Here is a 13,245-nt window from a genome sequence, read left to right as displayed (position 1 = left end):
ACAATTAGTTAAGTGTTACTGTGCCAGAAGCTTCTGTCCAGTTGATTGCACTGATACCAAGTGAGTTAGCAAGATCTCTTACAGGGATAAATGTTCTGTCGTTTACGATAGCTGCTGTTGTGTTCATTGCAACAGGTGTACCGTTGATGTACATTGTTCTTGAACCGATTGTCATAGAAATGATTCTCTGTCCGCTGAGTACTGTTACTGTTCTTGATGCTGCATCCCAGTTAACTGTTGCACCGAATGCTTCTGAGATTGCTCTTACAGGAAGCATTGTGTAGTTTTCGCTGTTGATGTATGCGGGAGCGTCAAGGTTAACTGTTTCTGTTCCAACTGCCATTGTTGAAGCACCAACTGTGATGATGATCTTCTTGTTTGTTGTTGAGTCATCCTGGTCACGAGCTGATGTGATTACGTCAACATAGCTGTCGTTTACTGTAACTGCTTTGTACTTGAAGATTGCAGCTTCTTCATCATCATAAAATTCTTTGATAGGTGAAGAGTTTTCCCAAAGAATGTTTGCAGGCTTATATTCATTTTCCTGTCTGTCCTCTGTCCATCCACCGATATTCTGAAGAGCGTATCCGCCTACAGGGAGAGTTCTGTCAAGGTAAAGTTCAAGACCGCTAATAACGATTGTTGAAGCCTCTGTTGACTCATCTTTAACTGTTACTGTAAGTAAAGCCTTATTACGTGCTGATTCAAGAAGGTAAGCATCAGGACCATCTTCATCGATATCTACATCAACATCGATGTCGCCTTCTGTAACTTCTACTTTACCAGCATCCTCGAAGTCCATCTTTTCAACGCCAAGAATAATCTTGTCATCTTCTTCAAGGATACCTTCTTCAGCTTCTGTAATAACGATATCGTTTACAGGTACATATCTGTAGTCGATAAGTACTTCGCTTGTCTTAGCTGTAATTGTGTAAGGAGCCTTAACTGTAGCTACCTTAAGTGTTACGTCATCAAACTGACCGCCAAGAACAACATTTACATCACCTGTGAATGTAGGTGCTGCGTTAAGAATAAATTCAACATCAAAATCTGTTTTATCAGATTCTTCATTCTTTGAGTAATTCTTAATTGTTAAAACATTGTCATCTACTTCAGCATCTAAAGCGTTACTAACACCATCAAATTTATAACCTGCTATTTTGATTCCTTCAGGGAATGTGAATGTAGCTTTTCTTGATGTGTTAAGGATATCGCCTGTGTTTTCTTCAACTGATACCTTAAGTGTGTTCTCATCATCGTTGTAAGCACCTGACCAGATTACAGGAAGGTCTTTGTCTTCAACTGAGTATGTTACAGCTTCTTTTACCATCTTAGCAACCTCAAGCTTAACGTTTGAGAATTCCTTAGAACCTTCTTCAGGATTTGAAGATACTGTAATTGTAGCTACATCTCCAGCTTTGCATTTCTTAGTAGCCTTTAATTTAATGCCTGAAATAGTCATTTCTGTAAGCATATTTGGTGTGAAACCTGTTTCATCAAATGTGATTACGATTTCGTTGTCTTTACCAGATACACGACTAGCTGTTGCTTTTACACCAGATTCGTTAAGGAATGTAACATCACCTGCTTCTGCGAACTCCCAGTTTCCGCTAAGCTTAAGTTTGATGTCTTCGCCTGCAAGTACAGCGGGTGTAAGCTCTTTGATTGTGATGTCTTTAATTTCTTTTTCATCGTCTGCATCTTCAACGAAAGTCTTAACGCCTTCAGATTCAATTGTAACCTTACCGGTCTGAGCTGTTGCGATTACTTCTGAAGCCTTCTTGAATGCTTTTACGTTGCTTGTGAATGTAGCAACTACATCGCCTACTTCGCCAGCCTTAACGATTAAGGGAAGTACGCAAGTTTCTGAGCCTGTATGTTTGCCATTGAACATTTTAGCATTAAGAGTGATCTTAGCCTTTGTGTCACTCTGTACATCTACATCAAGAATACCTTTAGCTTCCTTCATGTTAGCTGCAACTTCCATTGAACGTGCTTTGTCATCATCATCATCTTCGTATGCAAATGTACCGTTTGTAAGTGTTACATAAACATCAAATGCATCAACATCAGAAACAGAATCGCCAGCAGCATTCTTACCTGTATATTTGTAAGTTTCTGTGACGTCTACCTGGTCATTGCTCTTTGAAAGCTCAACTCTTGATGTGAAGATCTTATCTGTAGCAACTGTGATTTCATCAACTGCTGTAAGCTTTGTTGATGCGAAAGCTGTTGCGGGTACCATTGCTACTGTCATTACAGCAGCAATAAGTAATGCCAATTTTCTTTTCATCTTATTTCCTCCTTTAATTTTAAATGTACGTATTGGCTTATACAAATTGACCGATACATTCATAAAGTACCTTGTTTTCTTCCATTTTGTCGGGTAAACGGTTATGCACAATGTACAACATGCACATATCTATCAATTAGTATATGTTTATTTTACCCCCCCCGGAAAAATGTCAAGGGTTTTGGGCGTTTTGTAACATAACTGTAACATTGGCATTTATACCTTTATCCACAGCCTTGCTTTTTTCACCGATATGCGAGCATATCGGTTTGACATTTTCCCTGATCGGCAAACAATCAAATAGGTACACAAAAAAATCCCGATACAAAGTATCGGGAAAATCAAATTGCCTATATTTATTTTTTCAATGCGTTTTCGTATGCCTTTTTATAAACCTTATATGTGTTTTCATCATAGCATACCATTGTAACGCTGTCTATTTCATCATGCTCATATAAAAATCCGAGTATTTCGTTCACAGCTATCTCTGCCGCCTGTTCAACAGGAAATCTGTAAACACCTGTGCTTATTGACGGAAAGGCGATTGTTTTTATATTATTTTCAACAGCAAGCTTGAGACAGTTTTTATAGCAGGACGCAAGAAGCTCGTCTTCGCCCTTGCCGCCGCCGCGCCATATGGGTCCGGGAGTATGTATAACATATTTTGCATTAAGCTTATATCCTTTAGTGATTTTTGCCTCGCCTGTTTTGCAACCGCCCAGCTTTTCGCACTCGGCAAGAAGCTCCTTGCCTGCGGCTCTGTGAATAGCTCCGTCTACACCGCCGCCGCCTAAAAGAGAAGTATTAGCCGCATTAACAATCGCATCAGTTTTTGACTTAACTATGTCACCCTTAACAATCGAAAATTTGCCCATTATATTTCCTCCTTCATGCAGTAAAATTAAATTTCAATATATATTCTATATCTTTTTTGTCGTTTCGTAAACAATTATAACGAATTTTTGATATAAATTTTATGGAAACAAGTCCGAATATACAAAAAGAGCCTTAACATAAATGCTAAGAGCTCTTCAGTTCCGTAATAATATACAGCTATTAAAGAATTAAGCTTCAGATTCGTTATTCACTTCGTTTATTTTATAAAGAAGTGTCATAAGGCTGTCTGTAAGATGAACATTTTCGACAACAACCTCTTTAGGCAAATCAAGGTCAACATGTGAGAAGTTCCATATTCCCTTAACACCCCATTCGGCAAGGTCGGTTGCGATCTTAGATGCCTGCGATCTGGGAAGAGTAAGAATAGCAACATCAACACTGTTATTCTTAACATATTCCTCCATTGTGTCAACATCGTAAATTTCAATGCCTCTAATAGACATACCGATAAGTCTCGGATTTACGTCAAACACCGCCGTAATAACAAAGCCTCTTTTTTCAAAGCTTGTGTAATTAACAAGAGCCTGTCCGATATTACCGCCGCCGACAACAATAAGATTGTACACTCTGTCCAAACCAAGAATTTTCTTTATCTCATTATATAAATATTCAACATTATATCCATAACCCTGCTGACCAAAGCCACCAAAGTTGTTAAGATCCTGACGAATTTGGCTTGCTGTTATGTTCATTTTTTCACTAAGTTCCTTAGATGATATTCTTGTTATGTCGCTTTCAAGCAAATCCCCAAGGTATCTATAATAGCGAGGCAGTCTGTTAATTACAGCACTTGATATTTTCTTTTCGCCATCCATTTTAAAAGTCTCCTTCACGCCAAACTTATTGTTAATAGTATATCACTTTAAATAAGAGATTGTCAATCCTTAGTCTTTCCTTAGAGTAAAATATCTGCTATAATTTAACTAATAAAATTTCTAATTATCGGAGTGAAACAAATATGATACTTGCATGTAAGGATATATCCAAAAGCTACGGAACGGATGTTATCCTTGAAAAAATAAGCTTTAATCTTGAAGAAAAGGAAAAAGCTGCTATCGTCGGCGTAAACGGTGCCGGAAAAACAACGCTTTTTAAAATAATAACCGACACCATTTCCTATGATGGCGGACAGCTTTATATTCCGAAGGGAACAACCATCGGTTATCTTGAACAGAACATAGACATACGTTCCGAAAAAACAATACATGAAGAAATGCTGTCTGTATTTGAGTCTGTTTTTAAGACCGAAGAAAAGCTTCGCGAAATGGAGCTTGAAATGCCGAATGTTCCGCAGAAGGAATACAATTCATTCATGGAGCAGTATTCAAGACTTCAGCATGAATTTGAGGAATCGGACGGATACAGCTACCAGAGCCGTATAAACGGTGTTCTCAAGGGCCTTGGCTTTACCGAGGAAGAATATTCGCAGAAGGTCTGTACTCTTTCCGGCGGACAGAAAACCCGTGTCTTTTTAGGCAAGCTTCTTCTTATGAAGCCGGATTTACTTCTTCTGGACGAGCCTACAAACCATTTGGATATTGAGTCCATACAGTGGCTTGAGGACTTTCTCAAAGGCTATACCGGTTCTGTACTTATAATATCACATGACCGATATTTTCTTGACAAAACAGTTACAAAAATAATTGAAATAGAAAACCGCTGTTCAACTGTTTACAACGGAAACTATTCTTTCTTTATTTCGCAGAAAGAGGTTATAAGAGCTGCACAACTCAAACAATATGCCGACCAGCAGAAGGAAATAAAACATCAGGAAGAGGTTATAAAAACTCTCCGCCAGTTCAATAGGGAAAAATCCATAAAGCGTGCCGAAAGCCGTGAAAAGGCACTCAACAAGATGGAGAAAATAGAAAAGCCGGAAAATCTCCCCGAAAAAATGCACTTCCGTCTTACGCCGAGAATACAGAGCGGCAACGATGTGCTTTCGGTAGATTCTCTGTCAATGGCATTTGACAACAACAAGCTTTTTTCAAATGTAACCTTTGAAATAAAGCGTGGTGAAAAGGTTGCAATAATCGGGCCAAACGGAATAGGCAAAAGTACACTTTTCAAAATAATACTCGGTGAATTGGCTCCCAAATCCGGAAAAACAACTTTAGGCGTGAATGTATATCCCGGATATTATGACCAGGAGCACCATGAGCTTGACGACAGAAACACTATTTTTGATGAGATACACAATGCTTACCCAAACATGACCAACGGCGAAATACGAAGTGTGCTTGCGGCATTCGTTTTCACAAACGATGATGTTTTCAAAACAATCGGAACTCTTTCCGGTGGCGAAAAGGGCCGTGTTTCGTTGGCAAAAATAATGCTCTCCAAATCAAACTTCTTGATTTTGGACGAGCCTACAAACCATTTGGATATGTATTCAAAGGAAATTCTCGAAAACGCAATTAACAGCTACGAAGGTACGGTTTTATATATATCACATGACCGATATTTCATTGATAAAACTGCTGAAAGAGTAATTGAGCTTTCAAAGGACGGCGTTACACAGTATCTCGGAAACTATTCTTACTATATGGAGAAAAAAGCCGAAAGAGAAAGACTTGCCGCCGCAAATGCCGCCGATATGCCTGCATTGCAGTCGGTTAAAGCAACAGCCGTTTCCGATTCAAAGGCAGACTGGCTCATGCAGAAAGAAGAACAGGCAAAGGCGAGAAAAAAAGCCAACGAAATCAAAAAGGTTGAGGACGAAATAGAAAAAACAGAGGCCCGTATAGCCGAGCTTGACGAATTGCTTTTCACTCCGGAAGTAAATGCAGATACCGAAAAGCTGAAAACTCTGTTTGATGAAAAAACAGTATTAGAAACAAAGCTTGAAGACCTGTATGAAAAATGGGAGGAAATACAGTAAAAAAATAAGGCGTGGACACCACGCCTTATTTTTATCAATTATTTGTTTGCAAGATACTCGTTAATGTCAGCGAGAACCTTGTCACAATCCATTCCGTGAACTGCACAAGCTTCATCAAGTGTTTCACCGGCTGATGAAGGACATCCAACACAATGCATTCCTGACTGCATAAGGATTACGCCAATGCCTCTGTCAAGAACAAGCATATCTCCAATGAGCATATCCTTTGTAACTTTCTTGTCCATTAAAACTTCCTCCTTATTAAAAAGATTAGGATAAACCTTTACGGTATATTTTATTATAAACCAATATCGTTAATATTACAAACCATTTTTGTATTGATATAAATAAAAAATTTATTTGTATATATTCTTTTTTAAATAAAATTTGCATTGTTCGACACCAATACACCCCGGCAGACCTGAAATTGAACATTCTACCCTACCATTTGGTTTGTTTCGTTTCACATATTGAATTAAATTTCTACAGCTGTCTTCCTTTAGTAGTTCTCTATATTTTTTAGGAATATAATGTTCACATGAATCGTTAATAATTGTACATGTTTTTTTTTGGCAGAGGCAGATATTTTTTGCATAATAAAAACAATTTTTTCCACTCACATTAATATTATAGCCATCATTTTCCTCTTTTTTCTCTACAACTACCTTTGGCTCATTCTCTATCTTCTTATGCTCCATTTCAAAATTATTCAAACTCATTTCTTTTTTAGAAAAATCTATATTCTCGCATTTCTTCTCAAGTATATCAACAACTTTAAATAATTTTTCCACTTGTTCTCTAAGCATTTGCGTTCCAAAATCCCCATCAACAATTGACAACGAAAAGTATTGTGGAAGTGCACATTTCTGTGAGCTAATTAAATTTTTCTTAAAATAATATATTTTATCTTCTTTATCGGGATATATCGCTCCAATTCCTATTACATCTGAAAAAAACTTGTCTTTAGATGCTATTTGTGTTCCATATTTTAAAACTAATTCCGGAATATATCGTCTTTTTACATTATAAAAATTTGAATATTTAGCATCCAATATATAATAGTAATCTTTATAGTCACCTGATATTTTTAATACAAAATCTGGTGTCCATCTATCATTCCACTTACTTTTTATAAAATTGTAACCTGTTGAATACAAATTAGTATATTTATTACTTCTATCTATCCAAATAGATGGTTCATATAATAATGTTATTTCATATCCATTGCCTTCAAATATATACTGGTTATTAATATTTTCAGAATCATCTTCTACATCATATATGATTCTATCCGAATTTCGCAAAATAAAGCCACACAAAGAAATTGAATTTTGAATCTTTATCAAACAATAGTATTCAAAAATACGGCTTAATGTTTTAAGTTTAAATAAATAATTTAAATGATCAAAAGTATAATCTCCTGCTTTAAACCATTTTGCCATACATTCATAACATATCCGATAATGATAAATTTGTTTAAATGTATTTGTGAGCTTAGGCAATCCATATATATCCTCTGGAATACACTTCAGAATTTTTTCATATCTATAGTATATTTCTTCCAAAATATCTTTTTTTTCAGAAAATCTGTCCACTACACCTTTATAATAAACATAGACACATTTTCCTGTAAGTGCATGTGTATTTGGCAATTGTGCGACTATTGATTCAGGTATATTTTCTACTTCTACAATTTCTTTAGCAAATCCTATAATTTGATTTTCTAAATACTCAATAACATTTTTTAAAAATCCTAATATAACTCTATTTTCATACACATTATAAGAATACTCTGATATATATGTTTTTATTTTAGATGGCATATAATTTTGGCCATTAAAATTTATTCCAGTTTTTTTATCAGTTTTTACAAGATTATCTGGATTGCATACAATCCACCTTAAACTTTCTTGATTTACTACTCTCATTGATCTTACATCTTCTATACTGGCTACAGATTCTACAAATGACTTTTTATGATTAAAAAAAGAATCATAATTCTCTTCATAAGCTTTTATAATTTCATCTACCAATTTAAGTGTATTCCAAATAGATCTTGTACTATCATTCTTAAGTCCTGAGTGTTTTTTGTTACGACTAAAACATACCTCCAAAAAATTAGGAATGTTTTTTTCTATTTCATCTAACATCTGTTCAACTTGTGTTATTGTTTGTTTAGTAGTAGCAATTCGAAGAAAATCCGTGTAAAAGTAATCTTCTCTCCCTTCTTTTTCACTTACACACACACTTATATATGCTAAATCAAAACAACCACTAAAAACTAAGGCTTTGTCCGTTTCATACCAATCCATAGATGCTTTATAATGTATAGGTACTAAATAGTCTCCCACAAATATCTCTGCATTTTCATACTCTTCTGTTTCACATAAAATAAATTTGTATTGATAATTTTCAAAAAATAGTTGCTCATTATTAAATGCTTCGAAAGATGGTTGGCGATCATGCAAGAAGATTTCTGCAACAGTACCATCCGGCTTAACTATGCATAACTTCATGTTGATATCCCCTTCATTTTACAAACTAAAGAAACTATAAAACTCATGCTCTGATTTTTCTAGGATTTTAGAAACAATACTTGCACTTTTATTTAATTGATTTTCCTTACAAATAGTCATCAACCCATTCAAAAACTCTTTATACTGTTTTCCATTTCCGTTAATACAAGGAAGTATTTTTTGAGATATAGCATAATCAAGTGCAACTTCTTTTGACGACATAAACATTTCAGCAACTATATAATAATGACTCATTAAGTGAATACTTCTTGCACTTATTGTATGTCCACCTTCTTTCATTTTATCAATTATTCTATCTAATCGAGTTTTTGTAATCTGGTTCATTTTTTTATCCTTAACATTATGCCAATCAAAAATGTTGTTTAATGTTTCTAATGAAATCACTTCACTATTGTTTTTAACAATTGAATCATCTATCAAGCCCGTAACAATAGCGTCTACAGAAACTGGATTCATAGATATAACCCATGCTCTATCAAGAAACCTTGGTGAAAGATCCGTAGTTGTTTGATCATAATTAATAGTTGCAAGAAATTTCAACTCTGAACCAAATTCGTATTTTTCTCCATTTGAATATGAAACAACCTGATGTGCAGGATCATCACAATAATAATTAAAATTAGACCAATAAAATTCTATTGGGCTTAAATTAGCTTCATCAAGCAAAACAAAATAAGGTGCCTCAACCATGTTATTCGCATTTTCCCCATTCAATTTTTTCATACATTCTGAAAATCTAGGTTGAGTGCTTTCTATCTCTTTAGTTAATGGATTATAATATCCTACTAAATCTTTTGAAGAAGTCCATCCTCTTTCAACAAGTATTTCTGCAAATCTGGAATCATACAATCCAAGTGCTTTAGCTAACAATTTACACAATGAAGTTTTTCCTGTTCCCGGTTCACCTGCAAAAACGGTTATATAATTTTGTACTATACTTATCAAATAATTGTAAGCATCATCTTTACTAATTACACGTCCTGCCTCTTCAAATTTTTTACAAAGAATATCTATTATTTTATCGGCATCCACATCTTTTTTTAAGTTAGCTATTCTATTTAAAATATTTTCTTCCATCGTTTCTTCTGGCATTTCCAATTGTGAAACTAATAATTTAGTTATTTCTGAAGTTCGATTATTTGCAACCCATTCAATAATCTTAGTATTCAAATCATTAGACACCGTTCTATATTCATCCTTTATAGAATCACAAGCCCTTTTCCACGTATCCCTGTCTGCCTCAAACTGTTTTGCGTCTTTTTTTGCCTTTTCAATGGCAATTTGTACATCTTTTAATTCTTTTCTGTTTTCTGAAACTAAATTTTCTATTTCTTGTTTTTTCTGCTTAATCGCCTGTTCTCCAAGTTTCTCCAATTCCATCTGTTTATCGCTTAATTTTTTATTTCCTTCCTCAATTTCTGCTGTAATCTCTTCTTTTTTCCTTTCTAAAATATTTAGTTCATCTAAAATTTCTTTTTTCTTTTCTTCATAGTGAACATCTTCACGAACAACATTAGTTAATAATTCTTCATGTGTTCTTAAATACTCCTCTTTATCTGATTTTGCATTAGGATTGTTTTTAAAATATTCCTCAGTTAAACGCACCTTATAATCACTTAAATCTACAGATGTCTGTAATAATTCGCATATTCTTTTAATTTTGTTATCTGTTAGTTGTCCTTCTTCAGAAAAAGAATCTGCTAGTTCTAAAAATTGTTCTCGTATACCCGCTAAATTATCAATTTCTTCCGATTTATTTAAAAGAGTTTTGAAAAAATCAGCAAGTTCTTCATTATCGATATACTCTATTTTTTCTTCAGGCTCAATAGCTTTTAAATCACTAATATTATAAATAAATTCTATATTATCATTTCGTCTTATCGAAAAATATCCGTCAATAATAATTTTTTCTATAGCTGAATTTTTATATCTGTTTATAGTTCCACTATTTACAAATACTTTAATAGTATAATATGACTCATCACTATATGAATCTTCTATATCAGAAATCATAAATTCAAATGGTCCATAACAATCCTGCGCATATCTTAAAAGAATTTGTTTATTAGGTCTATGCTTTATTCTAATAGTCCTTTTTGTTTTATCGTTTATAAAATCCTCAATTGCATAATCAATGTTAATAATTTCAACAACTTCATCTTTATCAAAATCATCTATTGCATTAAAAGAAATCTGATATTTATTACTATTGTCAGTATAAGGGGCATAACCTGGATGTAAATCCTTATTAAAATCAATTTTAAATTTCAATAATCTGTTTTTAATACTTTCTGTATCACTATCAGATATACTATTAAGCGAAACTGTTCCTCCATTCGGAAATTCTTCCCACCTATCTTCAATTTTTCTTAAACTACCATCTTCCATAATTTCATATTGAGGACGAATAAATCTTTTATTGCCGAATGCTCCCAGAAAACACCTATACATCTTTTGTCCCTCCTAATCAGTTATCTTGCTTACTATTCCAATACTTGCTTAATGAATTTGGGGGTTATATAATTCTATTTTAAATAGACTTTTTAATCACTATCATTTTATTTAAATTTTATCACATTTAACTTAATTACTCCATTAATTTTTAACAAATATATAAGAAAAAAGCGTATTAATGACACAAAAGAACTAATTTGTATATCACAAAAAGGAGAAATTACCATGTTTATCGACATTTCAAGACAGCTTAACGAAAATATATATGTTTACGAAGGCGATCCTGTTTTCAGAACAAGCTCCGTATGCTCAATAGCAGACGGTGATGACTGCAATGTAACCGCAATATCCTTCGGCAGCCATACAGGAACACACATTGATGCTCCGAAGCATTTTTTCAAAGACGGAAAGAGCATTACCGATTTTCCCATAGACGCATTTTGCGGAAAAGCCAAGGTAATCGAAATAAAAGATAATACAATAAACGCAAATGTGCTAAAAAGTCTTGAAATATCCCAAAACGACATTATTTTATTCAAAACCGAAAATTCTGTATTCGACGGAATGACTCCGCTTAAAAAAAGCGTTTATATTTCAACAGATACCGCAGAATATCTTGTCGTCAAAAAAATAAAGCTTGTCGGTATCGACTACATTTCAGCCGACAGCACGACAAGCCATGATTACCCTGTACACAATATTTTTCTCGGAAACAACATTCCGATACTTGAAAACATAAAGCTTTCCGACGTAAAACCGGGTATATACAAATTGTATTGTTTTCCGCTTTTTATAAAAACTGTGATGCTTCACCTGTACGGGCAGTACTTGAAACCATATAGGTCTTACTTAATCAATCCGGGTTTTTTATAATATTTGAATACAACCTTACCGAGTATTTCGTCCTTTTCAACATACTTATCGACCCAGTATCTCGAATCCTGTGAATCGTTTCTATTGTCACCCATCATGAAGTATGAATCTTCGGGAACTTCATACGGACCGAACTCCCCTATCGGCTTCTCTCTTATATAATCCTCTTCAAGCGGTGTATCCGAACCGTTTATATAAACGCCGCCGTCTTTAACCTCGACAGTTTCTCCGGGAAGGCCGATTATACGTTTAACGTATAGAATTTTTTCATCTTCCGGTGCATCCGGATATTCAAATATAACCACATCGCCTCTCTGCGGATCATTAAAAAGATAACTGAACCTCAGTGCAATAACACGATCTCCTTCCATTATAGTATTTTTCATTGAACCGGTAGGAACCGTTGCATTTACTATAACGACATAATCAACAAAAAGTGCAATAACAACAGCCAGAACAATAGTTTTTACCCAGCTTAAAAATTCTTTTTTTGCTTTATCAGACATTTTAGTTCTCCATTACTTATTTTCTGTTTCATCATTTTTTTCGTCTGAATCCGGAGTCCATGCCGGCATCTTCTTAAGCGTATTTAAGCCGTCCATAGCCTTATATACATCACCAAAGCCGTAAATATCTCCATTTGATTCCTGCATCATATGATAAAACTCTGCCTCGTAATCTCTGCCGTCGTCCTCTTCGTCTTCTTCATCATTTGTTGAGTCGGCAAATTCTTCAACATATTCTTTTTCCGGCTTGTCTGAAGTTAAATCGGAAACATGTGTACCTTCGGGAATTTTGTCCTCTGCTTTTTCTTCTTCCTGTTTTTCTTCTTTATCTTCTTTTGCTTCATTTTCAACAGGCATTATTTTTACATCATCAACAAAATCCTCAGGCTTTGCCTCGTTTGTTTCTTCCGTATCTTCTGTTTTCTCTGTTGCCTCTCCTTCAAAAATATCCTCATTAGCAGCCTTATCAATATTCTGCTTTATTGTTTCAGCTGCATCGTTCATCTTATTAACAACATTCTTTGCTGTTTTTTTAACTTCGGGATATTTCTCCTCTGCCTTCTGGCTTACTGTTTTTGCAACTTCTCCGGCTTTTTTACCGAATTTTTCGAGCAGACTGCCTGCCTTTCCAAGTGCATTATTAATAGTTTCGGATATATCCTTATCATTTGTGTTATTTACGGCATTTAAAAGTCTTTCTGCTTCATCAACAGAAATATTTCCTTTTTCAAGCATTCTCAAAATAGCAAGTCTTTCTTCTTTCATTGCCTATTTCCTCCAATCACAAATAAATATTAATTATTT

General features: G+C 34.5%; 10 protein-coding genes. 2 read left to right on the top strand and 8 right to left on the bottom strand.

Annotated features, from left to right (window positions below):
• Positions 1-4 precede the first annotated feature (4 nt).
• The 3 genes from KQI66_RS06440 to KQI66_RS06430 form a co-directional block, all read right to left on the bottom strand.
• Positions 5-2,293, bottom strand: a complete 2,289-nt coding sequence (locus KQI66_RS06440) for a copper amine oxidase N-terminal domain-containing protein (protein ID WP_216427867.1) — start codon at positions 2,291-2,293, stop codon at positions 5-7.
• Between the two features lie 356 nt (positions 2,294-2,649).
• A complete protein-coding gene (locus KQI66_RS06435) occupies positions 2,650-3,168 on the bottom strand; it encodes an O-acetyl-ADP-ribose deacetylase (RefSeq protein ID WP_216427866.1) in 519 nt (172 codons plus the stop codon).
• A 189-nt stretch (positions 3,169-3,357) separates the two neighbouring features.
• Positions 3,358-4,005 (bottom strand): redox-sensing transcriptional repressor Rex, encoded by a 648-nt coding sequence (locus KQI66_RS06430; protein ID WP_216427865.1) that lies wholly within the window; start codon positions 4,003-4,005, stop codon positions 3,358-3,360.
• A 143-nt stretch (positions 4,006-4,148) separates the two neighbouring features.
• Between KQI66_RS06430 and KQI66_RS06425 the strand changes: the two genes are divergently transcribed.
• On the top strand, positions 4,149-6,071 hold the full coding sequence (locus KQI66_RS06425) for an ABC-F family ATP-binding cassette domain-containing protein (RefSeq protein WP_216427864.1): 1,923 nt from the start codon (positions 4,149-4,151) through the stop codon (positions 6,069-6,071).
• Between the two features lie 38 nt (positions 6,072-6,109).
• Here the strand turns inward: KQI66_RS06425 and KQI66_RS06420 are convergent, their stop codons facing one another.
• From KQI66_RS06420 to KQI66_RS06410, 3 genes are all read right to left on the bottom strand, one after another.
• Positions 6,110-6,316 carry a DUF1858 domain-containing protein gene (locus tag KQI66_RS06420; protein WP_216427863.1) on the bottom strand — a complete coding sequence of 69 codons (207 nt, stop codon included), beginning with the start codon at positions 6,314-6,316 and terminating at the stop codon, positions 6,110-6,112.
• Positions 6,317-6,427: 111 nt separating this feature from the next.
• Positions 6,428-8,587, bottom strand: coding sequence for a DUF2357 domain-containing protein (locus tag KQI66_RS06415; RefSeq protein WP_216427862.1), 2,160 nt, complete (start codon positions 8,585-8,587; stop codon positions 6,428-6,430).
• A gap of 18 nt (positions 8,588-8,605) precedes the next feature.
• Complete coding sequence (locus tag KQI66_RS06410) at positions 8,606-11,059, bottom strand: AAA family ATPase (RefSeq protein WP_216427861.1); 2,454 nt, start codon at positions 11,057-11,059, stop codon at positions 8,606-8,608.
• Between the two features lie 228 nt (positions 11,060-11,287).
• Here KQI66_RS06410 and KQI66_RS06405 point away from each other — a divergent pair, with 228 nt between their 5' ends.
• A complete protein-coding gene (locus KQI66_RS06405) occupies positions 11,288-11,935 on the top strand; it encodes a cyclase family protein (protein WP_216427860.1) in 648 nt (215 codons plus the stop codon).
• Here the strand turns inward: KQI66_RS06405 and lepB are convergent.
• Entirely contained in the window at positions 11,908-12,441 is a 534-nt protein-coding gene (gene lepB / locus KQI66_RS06400) for a signal peptidase I (RefSeq protein ID WP_216427859.1), read from the bottom strand. The two genes, KQI66_RS06405 and lepB, sit on opposite strands and share 28 nt — an antisense overlap.
• Positions 12,442-12,453: 12 nt before the next feature.
• A complete protein-coding gene (locus KQI66_RS06395) occupies positions 12,454-13,206 on the bottom strand; it encodes an SHOCT-like domain-containing protein (protein WP_216427858.1) in 753 nt (250 codons plus the stop codon).
• Between the last annotated feature and the right edge of the window lie 39 nt (positions 13,207-13,245).

It is taken from the genome of Anaerotignum sp. MSJ-24 (genome assembly GCF_018918145.1).
Classification (GTDB): Bacteria; Bacillota; Clostridia; order Lachnospirales; family Anaerotignaceae; genus Metalachnospira.
Note: the sequence above shows the minus strand (reverse complement) of the source record. Positions and strands in the feature narration are given on the sequence as shown.

Bases quoted from the DNA above. Each gene is read 5' to 3' on its own strand.
- KQI66_RS06405 (WP_216427860.1), top strand. From the start codon at position 11,288: ATGTTTATCGACATTTCAAGACAGCTTAACGAAAATATATATGTTTAC.
- KQI66_RS06430 (WP_216427865.1), bottom strand. From the start codon at position 4,005: ATGGATGGCGAAAAGAAAATATCAAGTGCTGTAATTAACAGACTGCCT.
- KQI66_RS06410 (WP_216427861.1), bottom strand. From the start codon at position 11,059: ATGTATAGGTGTTTTCTGGGAGCATTCGGCAATAAAAGATTTATTCGT.
- lepB (WP_216427859.1), bottom strand. From the start codon at position 12,441: ATGTCTGATAAAGCAAAAAAAGAATTTTTAAGCTGGGTAAAAACTATT.
- KQI66_RS06395 (WP_216427858.1), bottom strand. From the start codon at position 13,206: ATGAAAGAAGAAAGACTTGCTATTTTGAGAATGCTTGAAAAAGGAAAT.
- KQI66_RS06415 (WP_216427862.1), bottom strand. From the start codon at position 8,587: ATGAAGTTATGCATAGTTAAGCCGGATGGTACTGTTGCAGAAATCTTC.
- KQI66_RS06425 (WP_216427864.1), top strand. From the start codon at position 4,149: ATGATACTTGCATGTAAGGATATATCCAAAAGCTACGGAACGGATGTT.
- KQI66_RS06420 (WP_216427863.1), bottom strand. From the start codon at position 6,316: ATGGACAAGAAAGTTACAAAGGATATGCTCATTGGAGATATGCTTGTT.
- KQI66_RS06440 (WP_216427867.1), bottom strand. From the start codon at position 2,293: ATGAAAAGAAAATTGGCATTACTTATTGCTGCTGTAATGACAGTAGCA.
- KQI66_RS06435 (WP_216427866.1), bottom strand. From the start codon at position 3,168: ATGGGCAAATTTTCGATTGTTAAGGGTGACATAGTTAAGTCAAAAACT.